We start from the raw sequence: 19,868 nt of genomic DNA, 5'->3' as shown, positions 1-19,868 counted from the left end.
CGCCCCGGACGCGGCACTGTCGGAATCCGATGGCTCGTCACGCCCGGAGCAGGTCGAACAGCTCACCCCGGAGCCCGGAGTCCGTGCCGAACTCCCCGCGATACGCGGTCGATGTCATCTGCGCGGCAGCCTTGATGCCGCGCATCGTCATGCACAGGTGCTCGCCCTTCGCTATGACCGCGACGTCCGGGGTGCCGCTCAGGGTGCTGATCTCCAGCGCGATCTGGTCCACGAGGCGCTCCTGGACCTGCAGCCGGTGCGCGTACTGATGGGCGACCCTGGCGAACTTCGACAGGCCGAGGAGGTGCCCCGTCGGGCGGTACGCGATCGTCACGGAGCAGTTGAACGGCAGGAGATGGTGCTCGCACAGCGACCAGACCTCAATGCCTGAGACGACGACGAGCTGGTTGGTGCCGGTGGTCTCGAACAGCGTGCCCAGCGAACCCGGGTCGTAGTTGATGAACTCTCGCCACCAGCGGGCGAATCGCGCAGGTGTGTCGCGCAGTCCGTCGCGCTTCGGGTCCTCGCCGATCTCTTCCAACAGTTGGCGGGCGAGCTCGACCAGTGGGTCCTCGGTCGTCCTCGACGCTGACGCGTCACCATTCAGGTCCAGTTTTGTCACCGACATGCGGTTACCTTTCGTCCGGGCTTCGGAGTTGCCGACCTCACGGCCGGTACTCGGCCCACGTCTTGGGAGTTTCTGAGACGCGCACGCAGGTCAACTCGGGGAACTTCACCGACCAGGTCCCGTAGACCCAGGCCGCCATGTTCTCGGCCGTCGGATTTTCTTCCATCACATCGTTCAGATGCCGGTGATCAAGATGAGTGTCCAGCCAGGCCTTGAAGGCGGACAAATCTCCGTAGTCGCGAACGAAGCCCACGGGCAACAGGTCCGTATCGTCGGCTCCAAGCTCCAACTCGATCACATAGTTGTGCCCGTGCATGCGGGCACACTGGTGCTCAGGAGCAAGGCCGGCAAGCCGATGACTGGCCGAGAATTCAAATTTCTTCGTGATGCGAAATGCCATCGATCCGAGTTCCCCTTCTCCATTGCGTGCGTCGTTGCTCACACGCCGCGTTTTTCGTCCCACACCAAGGTGTGCAGTCTGGTCGTCAGGTTCCAGCCGCGCTCCACCACCGCGTCGGCCAACTCACTCAGGTGTTTGGTGACATCGTCGGCGGTACGCCCGATCGGCATGATCCATACCGAGGGCAGGTCGAAGGCGGTGACCAGCTGGGCCACTTCGTCGAGATCGCGGGTGTTCTGGCAGACGAACTTGAACGTGCTTCCCGGCAGTGCCGAAAGACTGGTGAGTGCGGCCGGGACGATCCTGCGCTCAAGGGCGTCGCCCGAGTGCGACAGCTTCGGCGAGACATTGAACCTGACGCCCGCGGCGATGAGTTCGGGGTGCGCGGCGTGCGTCCCGTTGGTCTCGATCTCGATCTCTTTGCCGCGTCCGGTCAGTGCTGCCACCAGAGGAATCAGTCGCTCTTGCTGCCCCAGGGGCTCACCGCCGGAGATCACGATCAGCTCGGTGTCGAATCCGAGCAATTCCACGACGACATCTTCGACCGGGCGGCGGTGCAGCTCCTTACGCGGATCGTGGGCGACCCCGCTCTCACCGGCTCCGGTCCAGTCCCACGTGTAGGGCGTATCGCACCACGAGCACGACAGGTTGCACCCGCCGAGTCGCAGGAACGCGCACCTGCGCCCCAGGGACCGACCCTCGCCCTGGACGGTCGGACCGAAGATTTCGTTCACTACGAGATCCTGATTCATGGCGCACCGTTTCCTATGAGGAGGACGACTCGACGGCCGCCGGCTTCTGCGCCTGCACGATGAACCAATGCCGACTCAGCCGGATGCCCTGGTCGACGGACACCGCGGCGACATATCGATCGAATGCCTCCCTGTCCGCCGCCGGATCGTAGTTGTCGACGATCGGCACTTGGTGCAGAAAAGTGTCCAGATCGCCCGCCGAGTGGTAGAACTCCTCGAACCGGAACGCCTGGTTTCTTGTCACCACGAAGCCTGCATCGGACAGTTCTTGAGCAATTCCCTCCGCCAAGGGCCGGCCGTTCCAGCTGCCGAAGTCCTGGCCGCGACCGAACGTTTCCTTCAGCTCGCGCGCGTCCTGCTCCCCGATCCCCATGTACACCACGAACCCACCGGGGCGCAGCACCCGCTCGAACTCGCGGGTGATCAGCGGACCGCGGCGGGAAGTGACCACATCGGCGTACCCATCGGGCAGTTTCGTGTGGGCGGCGTCGCACAGCTCGAACGTGACGTGCGGCTGACCTGCCTCCGCTCGATACCGCTCGGCGCATTCCAGCATCGACGGCGACAGATCTATCCCGGTCACGGCGCCGTACGCGGGAGCGATGCGCAACAAACTACGTCCGTCGGCACAGCCGACATCCAGCAGTCGGGCGCGCGGTGCTCCCAGTGCGGTCGCCAGTTCATCGAAGACGGCGTCCGGGCGGCCGTCGGGGAAAACGTCGGTGCTCCGTGCATCGCTGAAGTAGCCGCCGAACCGCTCGGCCACCCGGGAGTAGAACTCCGCGTCCATCGTCATCGGCCGTGCACCTTCCCCTGAGCCACGCTCAAGGAGAGGCCCTGGTGCGCACGCACCGGTTCCTTCCTCTTCCGTGGGAAATACCTGACAAGGTCCACCGCTGCCATCGCGGGGGACTTTGTGCTGCGCTGCGATGCGGTTTCCGGGACGCCGCACGCGGTGGGCGTCACCGCGTCCCGGGTCAATACGGTCATTCGGACCACTCCTTGAGGGCGTCCCCTGAAGGGGCGCCGAGGTCGGCAGGACCCAATCTCCGGTGCCGCCCTATCGGCCCGGCATCACGGCGCATCCACGGCGGCGACGGGGCCGGGATAAGACGGTGATAGCGCGAGCATGCGGCCGCGATGGGCACCTGGTGCACGCTGGTTTCAGCAACGCCCGGACGATTGCGAAGCGCGTTGTGCAGAAAGGAGAACCGAGATGGCAACCAAGAGATTGACGGCTGCCGCCGGGGCCGTCGTCGTGCTGGTCCTGGGCGCTGTGGGAAGTCAGCACGGCGTGGAGCAGCGCCCGGTCGCCGTGACGCCGGCCGATGCACCACCCGCCGACAACACGCCGTGGACGTGACGGACCAGCACGCTCCTGGTATCAGCCGACCGACGTCATCGGCCTGCCCAGGATGGCAACGATGTCGGCCCGTACGGCAGCTGCCCCGCTGTGGTCGAGGATCCGCTCCCGGATCCTGGCCGATCGCGAGTAGTGCTGGACGGCCTGTTCCACCCGACGCAGATGGGCATTGACCCGGCCGAGGTCGTGCAGCACATATCCCTCTCCGACCAGGTCACCGCTCGCCCGGACCATGGCGAGGACCTCGAGCAGGGTCCGTTCCGCCGCCTCGTACCGCTGCTGGCACATCAGCATTTGGCCCAGCCGCCGCAGTGCGAGGGCTTGGCCCCGGTCGAAGCCGGCCGACCGACAGATGCCGAGGGCTTCGTCGAGAGAGGAACGGGTTCGTGTGAAGTCCGCTCGCCGCATCGTGATGTGTGCCATCTCGACGAGCACGTACGCCCGGCCGATGACGTCCTGCGCCCGTACGAAGTTGCGCTCGGCGCTCTCGTAGAGGGCCAGTGCCCGATCGTCGTCGCCGTGGTGCCGCTCGATGCGCGCCAGGTCACGCAGGCACAGCGCCTGACCACGCACCTCACCGACCCTCTCGAAGATCTCCAAAGCGGCGCTGAGGTAGGGGCCCGCTGCCTCGTGCTCGCCCCGGTACAGGTGCAGGGTCCCCAACGAGCCGAGTACCGCCGCCTGGCCCCGTTCGTTGCCGGCCTCCTGCACCGCGGTCAGCGCCACCCGATGGGTGCGCTCCCAGAGCTCGGGATAGCCGCGGGCCTCGAAGAGCGTCACCAGAGTGGTGGCCAGCTCCCAGCACAACTCGTCCAGCCCGGACCGGGCCGCCAGCTCGACCGCGTTCAACAGGTTGGTCTGCTCGCTCTCCAGCCACCCGAGCGGGTCGCGGAGGCACCGCTGGACATGCTCCTCCGGCGGGTGCCACCGTTCGCCCCGGCCCGCCACGATGGTGTACGTACCGCCGTAGATCGCTTTGTGCGCCCGCTCCGCGAGCGCCATCCAGCCACCGACCATACGCCGCACCGCTCCGGCTCGTTCCGCCTCGGCGATCTCGGCGGGCAGCCGTTCGTGCGCGAACATCCGGACGATCTGCGACAGTCCGCATCGGAACTCCCCGCCCCGGCCCATGGCGGTGATGTCGAGGAGCCGGCTGTCGATGAGCGGTTCCAGCAGGTCGGTGGGGTGCGGCGTGCGGTCGCCGACCAGGGCGGCACCCAGCCAACTCGGGATCTCCGTCCCCTCGGCCAGGCTGAGCAGGCACAACAGGCGACGGTCGGCCGCCGCCAGGCCGTCATAACTGAGCGAAAGGCTTGCCCGGATGGACAGCTCGCCGTGTGCCAGCTCGTCCAACCGGCGGTGCTCGTTCTCAAGACGGTGACACATGGAGGTCAAAGACCAGTGCGGGCGCGCGGCCAGGCGCGCGCCGAGGATACGCAGCGCGAGGGGCAGCCCGCCCACCAAGCGTATGAGGACCCGCGCTGCCTCCCGCTCGCTCTCCACACGGTGCTCTCCGATGATCCGCCCCAGGAGCTGGATGGCCTGTTCCGGGCCCAGCGGCTGCAAGTCGAAACGGCGGGTGCCCGGCAACGCCGTGAGCTGGCCGCGGCTGGTGACCAGCACACTGCTGCTGCCGGTTCCGGGCAGCAGGGGCATCACCTGCGACTCGCTCACCGCGTCGTCCAGCACCACCAGGATCCGGCGCCCGGCCAGCAGACTGCGGTACATCTCCGCGCGCTCATCCAGCGCATCGGGTATGGCCTGGCCCGGTACGCCCAGCGCCCGGAGGAACCGCCCCAACGCCTGGGCGGGGTCCACCGGTTGTCCGCCCGGCCCTCGGAGGTCGCAGTAGAGCTGTCCGTCCGGGAAGTACTCGGTGGCGAGTCGGTGCGCCACGTGCCTGGCCAACGTGCTCTTGCCGACACCAGGTCCGCCAAGCACCTGAACCACGTTCAGTTGCCCCTTTTCCCGCCCCTCGGTGACGGCCTCGCAGACCGCTGAAACGATCGCGTCGTCGGCCACGAGGTCGCCGATGTCGGCGGGAAGTTGCCTGGGGGTGACGACCGGGTCGGGATCGGCACTGCGCTCTTGCACCGCCTCGGAGAGCGGCGACACCGCGAGAGAACCCGGTTCGGCCGGTTCGGCAGGTTCGGCCAGTGCCAGGTCGGCGTCGTCGGTCAGGATTGCTTGCGCCAGCTCACGTAGTTCCCTTCCTGGGTCCAGGCCCAGTTCTTCGGTGAGAATCGCGCGACCCTGGTGGTAGGCCTCCAGCGCCTCCGCCTGCCGGCCCGAACGGTACAACGCCACCATGAGGTGCCCGCGCAGCCGCTCACGCAGCGGATGGCTGGCGACAAGTTGCATCAGCTCGCCGACCAGGTGCTCGTGACGGCCCAGCTCCAGCAACAGCCGCATGCAGGTCTCCACGGCTTCCAGGCGCCTCTCGTCCCACTGCGCTGCCGTACCGGCCAGGACTTCGCTGGGTACCCCGGCCAGGCACCGCCCCCGCCACAGGCCGATCGCCGAGCGCAGCGTTTCCACCGCAGGCATCTTCAGACCATCACGGGCCAGCGCATGCGCCTCTGTTACCAGGCGACGGAAGTTGCCGACATCGGTCGCATCCTCCGGCGCCCTCAGGACGTACCCGCCGGCTCGGGTCTCGATGGTGGCGTCAACTCCCCCGTCCGACAGCGCCTTGCGGAGCCGGGAGATGCAGATCTGCACTTGGGCGCGTGCGGTCTTCGGCGGATCGTGAGCCCAGAGGACATCCACCAGACGGGTCGTCTCCACCACCCGGTTCAGTTCGAGCACCAGCGCCCCGAGGACGATCTCTTGACGCCCCGGTGCCACGGAGACGGCCCCCAGCTCGCCGCTCACCTCAAGCGGCCCGAGCACCCGAAAAGGAGCTGCCGCTACGCCGCTGCCGTCGTAACCTGAAACTGCCATGCATAACCTGCTTCTGTGAGATCAGCCAGGCTGTGTGGTCCGGCTTGCAAAGTGGAACGGGACTCATACCGACCTGGCTCCTCAGCCGTAGCCGTTGACTGCGTCGCCGAACACCGCCAAGGGCTCAGCCGGGGCCGGCCCCGGCGCCTCTTCGGCCGCCTTCGACTTGCCGTCCCATGGATGCCCACCCGCCATTGCGTTCCGGGGCGGGGAGAACTCTGCCGAGGTGGTGTCGTTCATCAAGACTGCTCCGATCAGCGGTGTATCGGGACGGGGAAAGGGAAGAAAGGGGGCCGTGTGCACGGCAGGATGAGATCGAGGTCGTGGTGTGCCGCGTCGCTGACCCGGAACGTGCGCTCCATGTGTTGTTCGTGCCAGGTCCGGCCGTGGAAGTGGCAGTCCCAGGACCAGGTCGGCGTCCGGGTCGGCGGAGGGCCAACGGTGCTCCACAACCCGCACTGCCCGAAGGCGCCCAAGGAGACGTGCCGGTGGCGCTCGGGCTTCACACCGCGACGGCCAGGCCCAGGCGCTCCTTCACCCTGACCTGGAGAAGTGGTGCCGGTACTGCCCCGGTGTGACGCCCAGGGTGCGCTTGAAGCGGCGGTGCAGGGTCTCGGCGAAGCCGAAGCCGCAGGCTCGGGCGATCGCCTCGATGGTGGTGTCCGTCGTCTCCAGTAGCGCCCGGGCGGCCTCGATGCGGACGGTCTCCACGTAGGCGGCCGGGGTCAGTCCGGTCTCGGCGCGGAAGACCCGGGTGAAGTTGCGCTCGCTCATACCGGCCCGTTCGGCCAGCACCCGGACGGTCAGGTCCTCAGCGAGGTGGTCGGTGACCCATGCCTGAACGTCCCGCAGCGGCTTACGCGTGGGCCGCTGCGCGGCGAGTTGGGTACTGAACTGCGCTTGGCCGCCGGGGCGTTGGACGAACATCACCAGCATCCGCGCGACGGCCCGGGAGACCTCGGGCCCGTGGTCCTCCTCGACCATGGCGAGCGCCAGGTCCATCCCCGCCGTGATTCCGGCGGAGGTCCACACCGCCCCGTCGTGTACGAAGATCTGGTCCGGAGTGACCGTGACGTCCGGGTGCTCGTGAGCCAGCCGCTCGCAGGCCGCCCAGTGCGTCACCGCGCGCCGTCCGTCGAGCAGCCCGGCCCGCGCGAGCAGGAACGCGCCCGTACACACGGAAGCGACCCGCCGGGCCCGGCCGGCCGCCGCCCTCACCCAGCCGACAAGCTCTTCATCGTCCACCGCCTCCCGATCGCCCGGTCCACCGACGACCACCAACGTGTCCAGCGGTCCCTCACACTGCTGGACGCCACTGCCGGCCGCGATGTCGATTCCGTGACAGGCCCGCACCGCTCCGGCCCGGCCCGCGACGATCTCCACGGCATAGCCCTCATCCTCGGGCACCCACCGTTCCGTCTGCGCGAACACCTCATGCGGTCCCGCCAGGTCCAGCACCTGAAACCGCGGATAGACAAGGAAGACGACGCGCCGTTGTGTCACCTGATCATCATGGCCCGCCGTGTCTTTTGGCAGCAAGGACACACATATGACGATCTCCGCCATCGGCTCGGTGCCGTGTTTAGCTCCCGGTGGGTCCAACTCCAGGCGGCGGGGCGGGTGCGGCACTTGGGGGCCGGCACCGGGACGTGACGAGAGCAAGAAGGCGGCGGCCCACCGTCCGGCGTCGGCCAGGAAGGCGCCGAAGGCTGCTGTCACGTTGACCGGTGAGCCCAGGGCGCCGAGAGCGTCGAGCAGTTCGGTGGCGGGAAGCACCTCTCCGGGAATCAGACCGGCCAACACGGCGGAGGGGGGTCGGTGTTCGTCCTCAGGGCGCTGCTGCCACGCCGTCATGAGGTACGACAGACGTAAGCAGCATGCCGGCTGACGTCGTGTCACCAGGCGTGGATGCTGCACCGGCGCGGGAACCCGAGCCGGCGGCACGGCGGTGCCGTCCGCCGTGCCGGGCTGTGTCATCCGGATTGAGTTGAGCAACCTGCCTCCTGTCCACGACCCCGCCACTTCTGTGGGATCAGAGGCGGGCGGAGGCTGTTTACCTTCATGTGACGCTCGTGACCAGCGCAATCGTGGAGCACCACAACACGGACCACGAGATCGGCCGGCCGGAACCACGACAGTGGGAACGCGATGGCAAAAGCGACATCCCGGTTCCGTCGCACAGGTGCGGGACCACGGTGGTTCTTCTCACGGTGTGGGTCACGCCACCGATGTCCGGCGCACTGCGTCCTCGTGAGTGAGGACACTGACGTCCACACAAGGAGGCAGGGATGTCCCGACCGGCATGTGCACTACGGGAAGCGGCCCGGCTGCTGGCCACCGCGACCGAGCGCGCTCATGCGGGCACCGGACGACTGGTCCTGCTGCGCGGTGCCACCGGCACGGGCCGCACCACGGTCCTGGAGGCCGCCGCCGAGAACGCCGCCGCCCGCGGTATGCAGGTGCTGCGCGCCCGCTGCTCCGCCGGCGACTCCGCGTTCCCCTTCGCCGCGGTCCGTCAACTCTTCTGTTCGGTAACCGAGTTCGCCGATCCGTCATGGGACGGCGATGAACGGGCGACCGGCGCCGGGCTGCGACGGGTGCTGCGTTCGTACGCCGAGCAGTCGCCGCTGCTGATCACCGTGGACGATGCGCACCTGGCTGACCCGGCGTCCCGCCGCTGGCTGGTGGAGTCCGCCCGGCTCCTGGACCGGTTGCCGATCGTCCTGGCGGCCACCGAGCGCAGCCAGTACGACGTCGACCCGCCCGCCCAGGGCCTGGCCCACAGCCTCTCCCCCGCCCTGGTCACCGCGCACACCCTGACCCGGCTGTCCGACAACTCCGCGGTGGACGTCGTCCGTTCGGTCTTCCCCGACGCCGACGACTCCTGGATCGAGGACTGCGTACGGGCCAGCGCGGGCAATCCCCTCCTGCTGCGTGCCCTGCTGGACGACCTCTCCGACGGCGGGCACCCGGTCGTGCCGGACACCTCGGCCGCCCTGTACCCGGGAGCGTTTTCGGCGGCCGTGCAGTGGTGGCTGGACTGCGCCGGGCCGGGTACCGCGGAGGTGGCGCGGACGCTGGCGATCCTGGACGAGGGCTGGGACCACGGGCCCGCCCGCAGCGCGGGGTTCCGCGTCCTCCACGTCCCCTCACTCCTCGCCGAACTCTCCGGCGCCGACCCGGCCCGGGTCGCGGGCTGGATCACCGCGATGACCGGCCTCGGACTGCTGCGCCCCGACGGCATGGGCCGCGCCCGCTACGCCCATCCGCTGCTGCGGGACGAGATGCTCACCGGCGTGCCCGCGGCCCGGCGGCGCGCCGCGCACCGGTCGACCGCCGAGGCGATGCTGCATCACGGTGTCTCCAGCGAGCTTGTCGCCCGTCAACTGCTGCTCACCGACGTGGTGGACGCGCCCTGGGCGCTGCCGGTGCTTCAGGACGCCGCTTCACTGGCGTTGCGTGCGGGGCACATCGAGGACGCGATGGCTTTCCTGCGCCGCGCCCTGGACGAACCCCTCTCCGATGAGGGCAGACAACGCCTGCTGACCGAACTGGGCTCACTGGAGTACGCGGTGCCCGGCTCCTCGGCCGCGATCCTGAGGCTCACCGAGGCGCTGCAGCTGCCGGGGCCGCCGCAGGAGCGGGTGCGCGCCGCGGTCGCCCTGGGGACGGCGCTGACCGGCCGTGGCAGGACCCTCGCGGGCGTCGAGGTGCTGCGCTCGCTGTACGACGCGCTCGCCGACCATCCCGACCTGGTGCGCATTCTGCGGCAGGCGTTTCTGCAGCTGTCCGACAACGAACAGCTGGTGCGGCAGGAGGCGTACAAGAAGCTGGCCGAGGTGGCCGAGCGCTCGCCGGAGTCGATCAGCACGGCCGGTCACGCGTACCTGGTGAAATACGCGGTGGCGGCAGGTCTGAGCTCGGCGAAGGAGGCGATGCTGCGCCTGCGCGGTCTGCTGGCGGAACCGGCCGATCCGCTGTCCGAGCCGTACCTTCTGGGGACGGTCGCCGCGGTCGCTCAGTGGGCCGACGAACTCGACGAGGCCGAACAACTGGTGGAGCGCGGTCTGGCCGGGCAGCGCCCCGACGTCCTGCACCCCATGTACGAGGCGCTGCTCAACATCCGTATGGACATCGTCGCGGCACGGGGCGACTACACGCGCCTGCTGGCCGACCCGCCGCCCGCCGCCGCGACCCCGACCAATGCCCATGCCCACGCGCTGACGGCACTCGTGGAGACGGGCCGCGTCGCCGAGGCCGAGCGCCTGGCCGCGGCCTTCGACCTGCGGACGGCGCCGGACTCCTGGGAGTTGAACAAGTTCCTGTACGCGCGCGGTGAGCTCCGCGCCGCGAACGGTGACCTGGCGGGAGCCCTGCACGACTTCCTGGAGTGCGGGCGCCGCCAGTCGGCCCGGGAGATGTTCAGTCCGGTCGTCACCCCATGGCGCACGGCCGCCGCCGAGTGCCACCTGGCCCTGGGCGTCCCGCGGGAGGCGCTCGCCCTGGCCGAGGAGGAGCTGCGCCTGGCCCGGGTGTGGAACACGCCCCGTACGGTGGGCCGGGCACTGCGTGTCCTCGGCACCGCGACCGGCGGGCGCCGGGGTCTGGACCTGACTCAGGAGGCGGTACGGCTGCTGCGTGGCGGCCCGGCAGGTCCGGAGATCGTGGCGGCGCTGCTGGCCCTGGGCCGTCAGTTGACCGCGTCGGGCGAGTCGTCCCGGGCCCGTGACATCCTGCGGGAGGCGGCCGGGCTCGCCGAACGCCTGGGCGCCATACGGCTGCGGGACCTGACGGAGGAGGCGCTGCGGGCGGGCGGCGCGCGCCGTCGGGCGACGCGCACCGGTGCCGCCTCGCTCACCGACAGCGAGCGCCGTATCGCCGAACTGGCCGCGGGGGGACGCACCAACGCGGAGATCGCGGATCTGCTCCATCTGGCCCGCCGTACCGTGGAGACCCATCTGACGCACAGCTACCGGAAGTTGGGCATCCATCGACGCAGCGCCCTGAGCACGGCCCTGACGGGGGGCGACGCGGCGTACGGATCTCTGGTCGGCGGCCGGCACACGTAGGGCGAGTGGCACACCCACCTGACACCCGGCTCCCCCAGCAGCGAGGCCTGCGCGGTGGGTGTGCCGTGGGCCCGGGGCAGGGGCCGGCGGCGCCGCACGCGGTGAGCGTTCAGCGCCGGGGGCACTGTCTGTTCAGTGGGCGAAGCCCCAGTCGAGCATCTTGGTGGCGTCGTCGAAGCGGCCCTCGTCGTCCTTGAGGATCGCGCCGACCAGGGTGCGGTTGTCCCGCTCGGCGGCGAAGACGAGGGCGTACCCGGCCTCCGGGCCGCTGCCCGTCTTGATGCCCAGGGCACCGTCGTAGGTGCTCAGCAGCTTGTTGGTGTTGATCCAGGTGTAGTACCGGGTGCGACCGTTGGCCGCCGGAGCCTCGGTCTTGAACTGCTTGTTCTTCACGATGTCGGCGAACACCGGCTGCAGCATGGCGCGCTGGCCGAGCCTGGCCAGATCGCGGGCGGTGCTGTGGTTGTTGCCGTGCGAGATGCCGTCGAAGCTGTCGAAGTGCGTGCCGGTCAGGCCGAGTTGTTGCGCCTCGGTGTTCATCTGGTTCACGAAGTCGGCGATCCGCATGTCCGCGGTGTCCCCGGAGCCGAGGTGGTCGGCCAGGGCCATCGCGGCGTCGTCGCCGGACGGGATCAGCATGGCGTGCAGCAGCTGCTCGACGGTCAGCGTGTCGCCGGTCTGAAGGTCGGCGGTGCTGCCGCCGACCTTCTGGACGTAGTCCCGGTACTCCTGCTGCACCGTGATCTGCCGGCTCAGCCACTCCGGGTGCTTGAGCACCACGAGGGCAGTCATGATCTTGGTGGTGCTGGCCATCGATACGCTCTCGTCCGCCTTGGCCCCAGCCCACAGCTCCCGCTCCTGGCTGCCGTCGCGGGCGTCCAGCAGGAAGGCGTGGTCGGCGTTGATCTGGGGAGCGGCCCGAACCATCGCGTTCTGCGCATCGGCTGCCGTGTCCTGGACTGCGTGCCGTGCCGCCTGGTCGGACGGGAACTGCCGCCGCGCGGCCTGCTGCTGGCCGGCCGTTGTGGTGGCCGCGCCGCCCTGCTGGTCGTTCTCTTCCGCGGAGTGCGTGGCGCCGGGGGTGGCCGCCTCGGCGAGGCCGCCGGCGCTGATCGGCAGGGCGGCACCGACAAGTGCGACCATCGCGATCCGCACTCCGGTGCGGTGTATGCGGTTCGGGCGGGCGTGGGAACCCATGGGACGTCCCTCCTTCCGGCGAAGGGACGCCGGTCCGTAGCTGTAGGTGAACTCGGTTCACGGCGAACCTACTTGGCCGATGACCATGTCTCAAGTCGGGTATGTCATAGCCATGTAATGGGTTTCGCCTTTGTGGTGTGTGGTGCAGGTGACTGGTCCGCGCAGCGGTCCAGCAGCGGCGGTCACAGCGCCGGGTGACGGCCAGGTGCGGACGGGCGGGAAGGACGCTGCGTTCGAAACGCATGAGCATGGAATGCGGCGGCGGAAGCATCCGAGAAGGTATGGAGTGTGTGATTTACCGGGAGCGGACGGGTGAAGGCGAGCTGATCGACTGCCGGCAGCAGGACGGGGGTTGTCAGGCCACCTTGGACCGTGTGGCTGGGCTGAAACCGGATGAGTTCGCCTGGATCCGCATGGACGAACCCCGCCAGGAGGAACTGCAGCGGCTAGGCGAGTACCTGAAGCTGCATCCGCTGGCCATCGAGGACGCGGTCCAGGCCCACCAGCGACCGAAACAGGAGCGCTACGGCGACGTTCTGGCGGTCGCCGTGAAGACCCTGTGGTTCGTCGAACGGACCGCGGATGTGGAAACCGGCGAAGTGATGATCTTCCTCGGCCCGTCCTTCGCGCTGACCGTACGTCACGGCGCGGACGATCCCACGGTGGAGGCTGCGCGCCGGTTCTCGCAGCAGCCGGAGATGGCACGGCTCGGGCCGGCGGGCGTCCTGCACGCGGTGACCGATGTGATCGTCGACGCCTACGCCGAGGCCGCAGCCCAAGTACGCACGGACCTGACGGAGTTGGAGCGGTGCCTGTTCTCACCCGCCCGCGAGGACCTGACCGAGCGGATCTATTCCCTCAAACGCGAGGTGGTGGAGTTCCGCGACGCCATCCAGCCGCTCGTCCCGGTGATGCAGCCCTTCACCACGGCGCGGGATGACTGGCCTCGGCAGGTCGCGCCGTACTTCCGTGACGTCACGGACCACCTGACGCGCACCGACACCGAAGTCCGCGCCCTGGATGACTTGCTCGCTTCCGTCCTGGACGCCCATCTGGCGAAGGTGGGCACCTGGCAGAACGACGACATGCGTCGTATCAGCGCGTGGGCGGCGATCTTCGCCATCCCCACCATGGTCGCCGGGATCTACGGCATGAACTTCACCCACATGCCCGAACTGGACTGGCGCTACGGCTACCCCTGCGCGCTCGCCGTGATGGCGCTGGGAGCAGGACTGCTGTACCGGGCCTTCCGCCGCAACGGCTGGCTCTGACGGCGAACCGGCGTTGCCGACATCGCGCCATGCCGGTCGTGCGACTCGCGCCCTCAAGGGCTGGCGGACTTCGCGCGGCGCGGAAATTATTGGCGGAGCCCCATGTCCGGGGCCGATCCGTGCCACTCGGTCCCGTGCCGCACCACCCCGGCGCCTTCCCGAGCCGGGGCAGCGCCACCGCTCCACCACGCGCCACCCGTTCACGTATCTGTCCATCGGTCCGCGGCGTTCGGCGAGTCCGTGCCCACGCTCCGGCCCACGTACCTCGGAGGGACCCTATGAGAAGAAGACCTGTGCTGCGGGCGGTGCTCGTCGGGGCGCTGTTACTCGGAGCGCTCGGCGCGCCCGGAACGGCCGCGTCGACGGCGGCCCCGCACCCCGGACCCACGGCGGTCGGCGAGCCGAAGGCCCTCGTCGATTCGTGGCGTCCGCCGCTCAGCACCCGGGGTCGCTACATCGTCGACGCCGACGGCAATCGCTTCAAGCTCAAATCGGCCAACTGGCATGGTGCCCAGGGTTCTTGGAACGGATCCGGAGACATCGCCGACCCGGCGAACCACCACGACGGCGAGAAGTCCGACCAGATGCCGCTCGGCCTGGACCGCGCTCCGATACCCAAGATCCTCGCCGGATTCCACGAACTCGGCATCAACAGCATCCGGCTGCCGTTCTCGAACGAGATGCTGCACGACCAGCGCCCCGTCCCGGACTCATCCGTCGCCGCCAACCCGCAACTACGCGGCAGGACCCCGCTCCAGGTCCTCGACGCGGTGGTCGCCGCGACCACCTCGGAGGGCTTCGCGGTGGTGCTCAACAACCACACCAACACGTCGCGTTTCTGCTGCGGCCTGGACGGCAACGAACGCTGGAACACCAGTCAGTCCACCGCTCAGTGGGAGGACGACTGGATCTCGCTCGCCCGCCGCTACAAGGACAACAAGCGCGTCGTCGGGGCCGACCTCTACAACGAGGTCCGCCGGACCGTCACCGACGACGCCAACTGGAACTGGGGCGACAACCACGACTGGTGGGCCGCCTCCCAGCACCTCGGCGACCGTCTGCTCACGGAGGCCAATCCCGATCTGCTGGTCGTCGTCGAGGGCATCAACTGGCAAGGAATCCCGGCCGATGGACTGTTCCACTGGCGGCCGACGCTCGAACCGGTACGCACGCTGTCGCACACCCTCGTCGCCTCGAACAAGCTGGTGTACTCGGCGCATTTCTACGGCTACACCGGACCGAACCACACCGGCGCGACCGGAACGGGCGAGACCCACGACCCGCGCTACCAGGAACTCTCCCGCGAGGATCTGTTCGCGACCCTGCAGCGCCAGGCGTTCTACGTCACCGAGGCCGGGCGCCACTACACCGCGCCTCTGTGGATCAGCGAGTTCGGCATCGGCAGGGATGAGACGAACCCGCAGGCGCGAGCCTGGTTCGGCAATTTCGTGGACCACCTGATCGACCAGGACACCGACTTCGCCTTCTGGCCCCTGGTCGGATGGGCCGGCCACGGAACCTGGCCGCTGATCAACTTCGATACGGCCGGACGCCGTTCCGGCATCCTGGACGGCGGTGACTGGCGCTCGGCCGACTGGAAGCGTCTGGTGACCGCGCCGCAGAAGACGGGGCAGATCGCCGTCCCCGACACCTGGGACATGCTGAACCTCGACCACGCCGACGCGGTCCAGTCGGCGCGGGTACGGACGCAAGCGGACTGGGACCCGGGGGCACGCAAGGGGGTCTGCCCCGACGGACAGCGCCTCATCGGTCTGGCACACCGCGACGGGCGTGGCCTGTGCACCGACGCCGGAGCCGCCGGGCTCGCCGGGACCGACCCGGTGCTGAGCGTCGTGCACGACGAACGCCATGTCCAACAGGGCGACTGGGCGCGTGGCTACACCAAGTACCAGTGCGGGCTCGGCCAGTTCATGATCGGCTACAGCGTGCGCGGCCAGGCGGTCTCGGGCGTGCTGTGTGCCGAGGCGAGCAGGGCACTCAGCACGGCCGGCCGTACGGTCTGGTTCGACCGGAGCGACGACCGCCCGGCCGGGGGCCCGGGCGGGGAGTTCGCGCAGGGCACGTACAAGGGCCAGTGCCGAACCGACGAGTACGCGGCGGGAATGGCCTTCACCCACGCGTGGGCCAAGGGCGGGACGCCGGACGCCCTGCTGTGCCGCAAGCTCTGACGTACACCGCCCGGGGACGATCCGGGCACCTCGGACCCGCTTCACCCGGAAGTCGGAGAGCCGGCTGTGCTCCGTTCACCGGCGTGAGGCGGGTCGAAGGCCGCGCGTGTTCCCTACGCCCGGGCGTCTCGTAGTGGCGTTAGGCACGCTTTCGCCTTCGGCACGGTCTGGCTGAACCCGTCGCGCAGCCCAGGCGTTGAGAATTGTTTCATCGTGTGCGACCTGACGCGGCCAACATTTTGGTTACCTACCGGCATTGACTGTTTATGTTGTTTTTGGTTCGCTTGCCCGCGCACCGCATCAGACATCGGATTCGCCGCACCGACTACTCCACCGACGAACCCCCCTGGGCCGAGGTGGACACGGCCACCCCGCCGAAGGTGACGGCCACTCAGGACATGAGCGTGTTCATCAACCCTCACAGCACGGGCACCCGTGGTGAAGCCCACCGCAACGGCTTCGCACAGAGCTGAGGTCCGCAGCGGAACGGTCCTCCTGGCCGTGCTGCTCCCGCCGCTGGAAACGCACCCGGGTGCCCGACTCACCAGCCGGAACCCACCCGGACCCTCGACTCCCCGCTGGAGGCCCCCATGCGTGTGCTCTCCCGTCTGCTGTTCGCCGTATCCCTCATGCTCTCTCTGCTCGGCCTCCCCCTGCTCACCGCAGGCCCCGCCCAAGCCCTGGACGACCAGCTGGCCCTGACCCCACCGATGGGCTGGAACAGCTGGAACACCTTCGGCTGCAACGCAACCGAGCACATCGTCAAGGACACGGCCGACTTCATGGCAGCCAGCGGTATGCGCGACGCCGGCTACCAGTACCTCACCATCGATGACTGCTGGATGGAACGGTCCCGCGACTCCGGAGGCCGCCTCGTCCCTGACGCGCAGAAGTACCCGCACGGCCTGGCGGAACTCGCCACCTATGTGCACGGCAAGGGCCTGAAGTTCGGTGTCTACGAGAGTCCGACGTACCACACGTGTCAGGGCTTCCCCGGAAGCCTCGGCCATGAGCAGCAGGACGCGGACACCTTCGCCTCGTGGGGCGTGGACTTCCTCAAGTACGACAACTGCACGGCCAGCGACCCCTCCCAGCGGCCCGGCGACGAAAGGCTGCCGCTGGAGACCCGCGACGGCATCATGCGTGACGCCCTCAAACGAACCGGCCGGCCGATCGTCTTCAGCCTCTCGCTCCAGCCCGCAGCCCAGGGCGAGTCCCCCTGGGAGTGGGGCAAGAGCGTGGCCCACATGTGGCGCATCGACGGGGACCGGGACGCCTCCTTCGACGGCCTCAAACGACTCATCCACACCGACTTGGACAAGGCGAAGTGGGCCGGTCCCGGCGGATGGAACGACATCGACATGCTGGGGACCGGCAACTACGCCTTCTCGGCGGGTTCCCAGGATCCCAACAAGCGTCTGACGTACGACCAGGAGAAGTCCGAGCTGTCGGTCGCCGCAGTGCTCGCGGCCCCACTGATCTCGGGTGCCGACCTGCGTACCCCCGCGGCCGCCGGCAGTTCCGGTTTCCCCATCAGCGATCAGGACCTGAGCGTCTACCTCAACAAGGACGTCATCGCTGTCAATCAGGACAGCCGTGGTGAACAGGGCACTGCGGTCACCACCGAGAACGGCCTGAACGTGCTGCGTCGCCCCCTGGCCAACGGCGATGTCGCCGTGGCCCTGTTCAACGAAACGTCCTCCCAGGCCGTCATCTCCACCACCGCGACGGCCGCCGGCCTCCCGCCGAACAGCAACGGCTACCACCTCAACGACCTGTGGGCGCACACCAGCCACGTCAGCACCGACGGCACCATCAGCGCCTCCGTTCCGGCCGGCGGCACCGTGCTCTACCGGGTGAGCCCGCGGCCCCCCGCCACGGGGCCGGCGAATGAGCTCGTCTCCCTGTCGTCGGGTCGCTGCCTGGACGCCTGGAACAACCAGACCTCCCCCGGCACCAAGATCGAGATCTGGTCCTGCAACGGCGGCGGCAACCAGCGGTGGTCCTTCACTTCCAACGGCGACCTGCGTGCCTACGGCGGCACCCAGTGCCTGGGCGCCCTGAACGGCCGTCTCGCCTCAGGTACGTTGGTGGTGATCCAGCCCTGCGACGGCAGCGCAGGTCAGAAGTGGCGGCTCCGTCCCGACGACACCATCACGGCGTTGTCGCAGGGTGGCCTGTGCCTCGCCGTGACGGGAGACAACGTCCCTGAAGCAAACAAGGACGGCACCACCGTCGAGGTCCACCACTGCACCGGCAATGCGAACCAACGCTGGACCACGCGGTGAGGTGAATCCCCGGTGGGCGAAACCGGGGATTCAACGCTCGGCGCGGCAGCGAGCGTGTCCACCTTGCCTGGTGTCCACCGTTGGTCTGGCGCCGGTCAGCCGTTGCCTTGCTGCATGCCGTCACCCATCGTCGTCCTCGGCCTCGGCCTCGGCCTCGGGAGTCTCGGCACGAGCCCGCTTGACCGCCTCGTGTGTCCATGGGGGAAGGACGTCCAAGCGCTGTTCCTCTGCCTCGCGCTCGATCCGTTCCCGTTCTTCGGGGTCGGTATCCGGGTCGTGTGACGGGGCGAAGACGGGATGGGGGCTTTGCGGCTGGCCGCTCACACTCACCACGTACGTGCCTCCTCCGAAGAGCGGAGTCCTCTGCTGCTGTCCCACGGTGAAGTGTTGCTGCACTTCGAATCGGTACTCGGCGCCCTCCGGCAGACGTCCTACCGGCCGGACCGTCAGGTACGCGGCGGCCTTCCCGAACGGCGGAAGCCGCACCCCGCGCACACCCGCGAGCGACGACGGCTCGGCGCGGTGGACCACCGGGTCGAAGGCCGGCAGGGAGACCACCGGTGTGCCCACATTCGAGTCCGTCACGGCGAATGCCAGATCTCGAGTCGTAGCGCAACCCAGGCGCCCAACCTCCAGCGACCGGCACCAACGCTGCGCACAGCGACGCATTCCACACACTGGGCCACGGAGGCGAGTCGGCCGCGGTCACGTCCGACTTCCTCGGCACCAACGTCGACGCACTCGACGATGCCTGGTGCCTGCTGCCTGCTGCCCGCGCCGTGGTCAGCCGGCCGGCTCGACGTTGGTCGCGTCCACCGCCGGGCGCAGAGCCCGGGCGAGCCTGACGCCGTCGCCGACGGCCCAGAAGTGGACGAAGAACAAGCGAGGTTCGTCCGTCAAGCCGTGGTTGTGCAGCTCAACGAGCTCGGCCCCGGCACGCCGCAGGGCGACGAGAACGTGCTGGACTTCCTTGGCGATCATGGCGCAGTCGCCACTGATCGCGGCCCGACCGTCGCCGAGCGGCTGGAAGTTGAACGCGCTGGTCGATCCCAGTCCCGGAGGAAGTACCAGATTGCCGTCGGTGATGGTCTCGCGGCGGACGAAGATGCACTTGTAGATGCCGTCGTCGACGGAACCCTTGGCACCCAGCGCGGCATCGATGCCATTGGTGTCCAGGGCGACGGGCTGTCGCTGGGGGTGCGGCAGCGGGGGCGGGGTGCCGGTGCGGTTGAACGCTGCGCGCAGACCGCGGGCCACGGCCACTGGGTGGTGACTGTGCGCATGGACATGGACCCACCAGATATGGGGACTCTGGGAAAGGAGATGCTTGTGGATCGCGGTCAGCCCGATCTTGTGCTCGTACAGAGCATCCGTGAACGGCTGAAGTTCGTGCTCGGTGACCACCACATCGCCCATCACCATCGTGCTCTTGTCTGCGTAACGGACGAAGGACACGTGCGAGCCGAGGGCAAGGGCCGGTTTGACGGCGATGTGGCGGGAGTGGACCCGCAGGTCCCGGCGCGGGAAGGCCGTATGGTACATCACATTTCGCTTCATATCGCCCACCCGGCCCAGCGTCTTGGCCACGCTCTTCCAATGCGACCGGGTAGTGCGAACGGGCTTGATCAGCCTGCGGCTGGTCACCTCGGCCGTGCCGGTGGGCAAGGCACGAGCGGGTGACGGTGCCCCGGCCAGCATCGGAGCCAGGGCGGCCGCGGCCAAAACACGTCGACGCGGCGCACCCGCGTGCGGGTCATGGTCCTGCTGT

15 protein-coding genes are annotated in these 19,868 nt (G+C 68.7%); 5 read left to right on the top strand and 10 right to left on the bottom strand.

Annotated features, from left to right (window positions below; all coding sequences use genetic code 11):
- Positions 1–37: 37 nt before the first annotated feature.
- From folE to ACFV1J_RS02295, 4 genes are read right to left on the bottom strand one after another with little or no spacing between them, the layout of a single operon-like run.
- Positions 38–628, bottom strand: a complete 591-nt coding sequence (gene folE, locus ACFV1J_RS02310; protein ID WP_385855296.1) for a GTP cyclohydrolase I — start codon at positions 626–628, stop codon at positions 38–40.
- 37 nt (positions 629–665) lie between these two features.
- Positions 666–1,028, bottom strand: coding sequence for a 6-pyruvoyl tetrahydropterin synthase family protein (locus ACFV1J_RS02305; RefSeq protein WP_385855433.1), 363 nt, complete (start codon positions 1,026–1,028; stop codon positions 666–668).
- 38 nt (positions 1,029–1,066) lie between these two features.
- On the bottom strand, positions 1,067–1,780 hold the full coding sequence (locus tag ACFV1J_RS02300) for a 7-carboxy-7-deazaguanine synthase QueE (RefSeq protein WP_385855295.1): 714 nt from the start codon (positions 1,778–1,780) through the stop codon (positions 1,067–1,069).
- 13 nt (positions 1,781–1,793) lie between these two features.
- A complete protein-coding gene (locus tag ACFV1J_RS02295) occupies positions 1,794–2,576 on the bottom strand; it encodes a class I SAM-dependent methyltransferase (protein ID WP_385855294.1) in 783 nt (260 codons plus the stop codon).
- Positions 2,577–2,996: 420 nt separating this feature from the next.
- On the opposite strand from ACFV1J_RS02295, the gene ACFV1J_RS02290 reads away from it, so the two are divergent.
- Positions 2,997–3,143 carry a hypothetical protein gene (locus ACFV1J_RS02290; protein WP_385855293.1) on the top strand — a complete coding sequence of 49 codons (147 nt, stop codon included), beginning with the start codon at positions 2,997–2,999 and terminating at the stop codon, positions 3,141–3,143.
- A 21-nt stretch (positions 3,144–3,164) separates the two neighbouring features.
- Here ACFV1J_RS02290 and ACFV1J_RS02285 read toward each other — a convergent pair whose 3' ends face one another.
- From ACFV1J_RS02285 to ACFV1J_RS02275, 3 genes are all read right to left on the bottom strand, one after another.
- The gene (locus tag ACFV1J_RS02285; protein ID WP_385855292.1) at positions 3,165–6,086 is read right to left on the bottom strand and encodes a BTAD domain-containing putative transcriptional regulator; all 2,922 of its coding nucleotides are present in this window, start codon (positions 6,084–6,086) and stop codon (positions 3,165–3,167) included.
- Between the two features lie 81 nt (positions 6,087–6,167).
- Positions 6,168–6,326, bottom strand: a complete 159-nt coding sequence (locus tag ACFV1J_RS02280) for a hypothetical protein (protein WP_385855291.1) — start codon at positions 6,324–6,326, stop codon at positions 6,168–6,170.
- A 294-nt stretch (positions 6,327–6,620) separates the two neighbouring features.
- Entirely contained in the window at positions 6,621–7,589 is a 969-nt protein-coding gene (locus ACFV1J_RS02275) for a GlxA family transcriptional regulator (RefSeq protein ID WP_385855290.1), read from the bottom strand.
- Between the two features lie 785 nt (positions 7,590–8,374).
- On the opposite strand from ACFV1J_RS02275, the gene ACFV1J_RS02270 reads away from it, so the two are divergent.
- Positions 8,375–11,155: an AAA family ATPase gene (locus ACFV1J_RS02270; RefSeq protein WP_385855289.1), complete on the top strand. Its 2,781-nt coding sequence runs from the start codon at positions 8,375–8,377 to the stop codon at positions 11,153–11,155.
- Between the two features lie 132 nt (positions 11,156–11,287).
- On the opposite strand, the gene ACFV1J_RS02265 is transcribed toward ACFV1J_RS02270, so the two are convergent.
- Positions 11,288–12,352, bottom strand: a complete 1,065-nt coding sequence (locus ACFV1J_RS02265) for a D-alanyl-D-alanine carboxypeptidase family protein (protein ID WP_385855288.1) — start codon at positions 12,350–12,352, stop codon at positions 11,288–11,290.
- Positions 12,353–12,726: 374 nt separating this feature from the next.
- Between ACFV1J_RS02265 and ACFV1J_RS02260 the strand changes: the two genes are divergently transcribed.
- The 3 genes from ACFV1J_RS02260 to ACFV1J_RS02250 all read left to right on the top strand — a co-directional run bounded on the left by ACFV1J_RS02260 (position 12,727) and on the right by ACFV1J_RS02250 (position 18,100).
- Positions 12,727–13,623 carry a magnesium and cobalt transport protein CorA gene (locus ACFV1J_RS02260; RefSeq protein WP_385855287.1) on the top strand — a complete coding sequence of 299 codons (897 nt, stop codon included), beginning with the start codon at positions 12,727–12,729 and terminating at the stop codon, positions 13,621–13,623.
- Positions 13,624–13,901: 278 nt separating this feature from the next.
- A complete protein-coding gene (locus ACFV1J_RS02255) occupies positions 13,902–15,812 on the top strand; it encodes a glycoside hydrolase family 5 protein (protein WP_385855286.1) in 1,911 nt (636 codons plus the stop codon).
- Between the two features lie 590 nt (positions 15,813–16,402).
- A complete protein-coding gene (locus ACFV1J_RS02250) occupies positions 16,403–18,100 on the top strand; it encodes a glycoside hydrolase family 27 protein (protein WP_385855285.1) in 1,698 nt (565 codons plus the stop codon).
- 120 nt (positions 18,101–18,220) lie between these two features.
- On the opposite strand, the gene ACFV1J_RS02245 is transcribed toward ACFV1J_RS02250, so the two are convergent.
- Entirely contained in the window at positions 18,221–18,685 is a 465-nt protein-coding gene (locus tag ACFV1J_RS02245; RefSeq protein ID WP_385855284.1) for a hypothetical protein, read from the bottom strand.
- Positions 18,686–18,883: 198 nt separating this feature from the next.
- A complete protein-coding gene (locus tag ACFV1J_RS02240) occupies positions 18,884–19,798 on the bottom strand; it encodes a DUF1259 domain-containing protein (RefSeq protein ID WP_385855432.1) in 915 nt (304 codons plus the stop codon).
- Positions 19,799–19,868: the final 70 nt, after the last annotated feature.

Source organism: Streptomyces sp. NPDC059649, assembly GCF_042734445.1.
Lineage (GTDB): Bacteria > Actinomycetota > Actinomycetes > Streptomycetales > Streptomycetaceae > Streptomyces.
This window is presented reverse-complemented; position numbering and strand designations above follow the sequence as displayed.

Coding starts and splice junctions, on each gene's coding strand:
- folE (WP_385855296.1), bottom strand. CDS start 628: ATGTCGGTGACAAAACTGGACCTGAATGGTGACGCGTCAGCGTCGAGG.
- ACFV1J_RS02305 (WP_385855433.1), bottom strand. CDS start 1,028: ATGGCATTTCGCATCACGAAGAAATTTGAATTCTCGGCCAGTCATCGG.
- ACFV1J_RS02300 (WP_385855295.1), bottom strand. CDS start 1,780: ATGAATCAGGATCTCGTAGTGAACGAAATCTTCGGTCCGACCGTCCAG.
- ACFV1J_RS02295 (WP_385855294.1), bottom strand. CDS start 2,576: ATGACGATGGACGCGGAGTTCTACTCCCGGGTGGCCGAGCGGTTCGGC.
- ACFV1J_RS02290 (WP_385855293.1), top strand. CDS start 2,997: ATGGCAACCAAGAGATTGACGGCTGCCGCCGGGGCCGTCGTCGTGCTG.
- ACFV1J_RS02285 (WP_385855292.1), bottom strand. CDS start 6,086: ATGGCAGTTTCAGGTTACGACGGCAGCGGCGTAGCGGCAGCTCCTTTT.
- ACFV1J_RS02280 (WP_385855291.1), bottom strand. CDS start 6,326: ATGAACGACACCACCTCGGCAGAGTTCTCCCCGCCCCGGAACGCAATG.
- ACFV1J_RS02270 (WP_385855289.1), top strand. CDS start 8,375: ATGTCCCGACCGGCATGTGCACTACGGGAAGCGGCCCGGCTGCTGGCC.
- ACFV1J_RS02265 (WP_385855288.1), bottom strand. CDS start 12,352: ATGGGTTCCCACGCCCGCCCGAACCGCATACACCGCACCGGAGTGCGG.
- ACFV1J_RS02255 (WP_385855286.1), top strand. CDS start 13,902: ATGAGAAGAAGACCTGTGCTGCGGGCGGTGCTCGTCGGGGCGCTGTTA.
- ACFV1J_RS02250 (WP_385855285.1), top strand. CDS start 16,403: ATGCGTGTGCTCTCCCGTCTGCTGTTCGCCGTATCCCTCATGCTCTCT.
- ACFV1J_RS02240 (WP_385855432.1), bottom strand. CDS start 19,798: ATGCTGGCCGGGGCACCGTCACCCGCTCGTGCCTTGCCCACCGGCACG.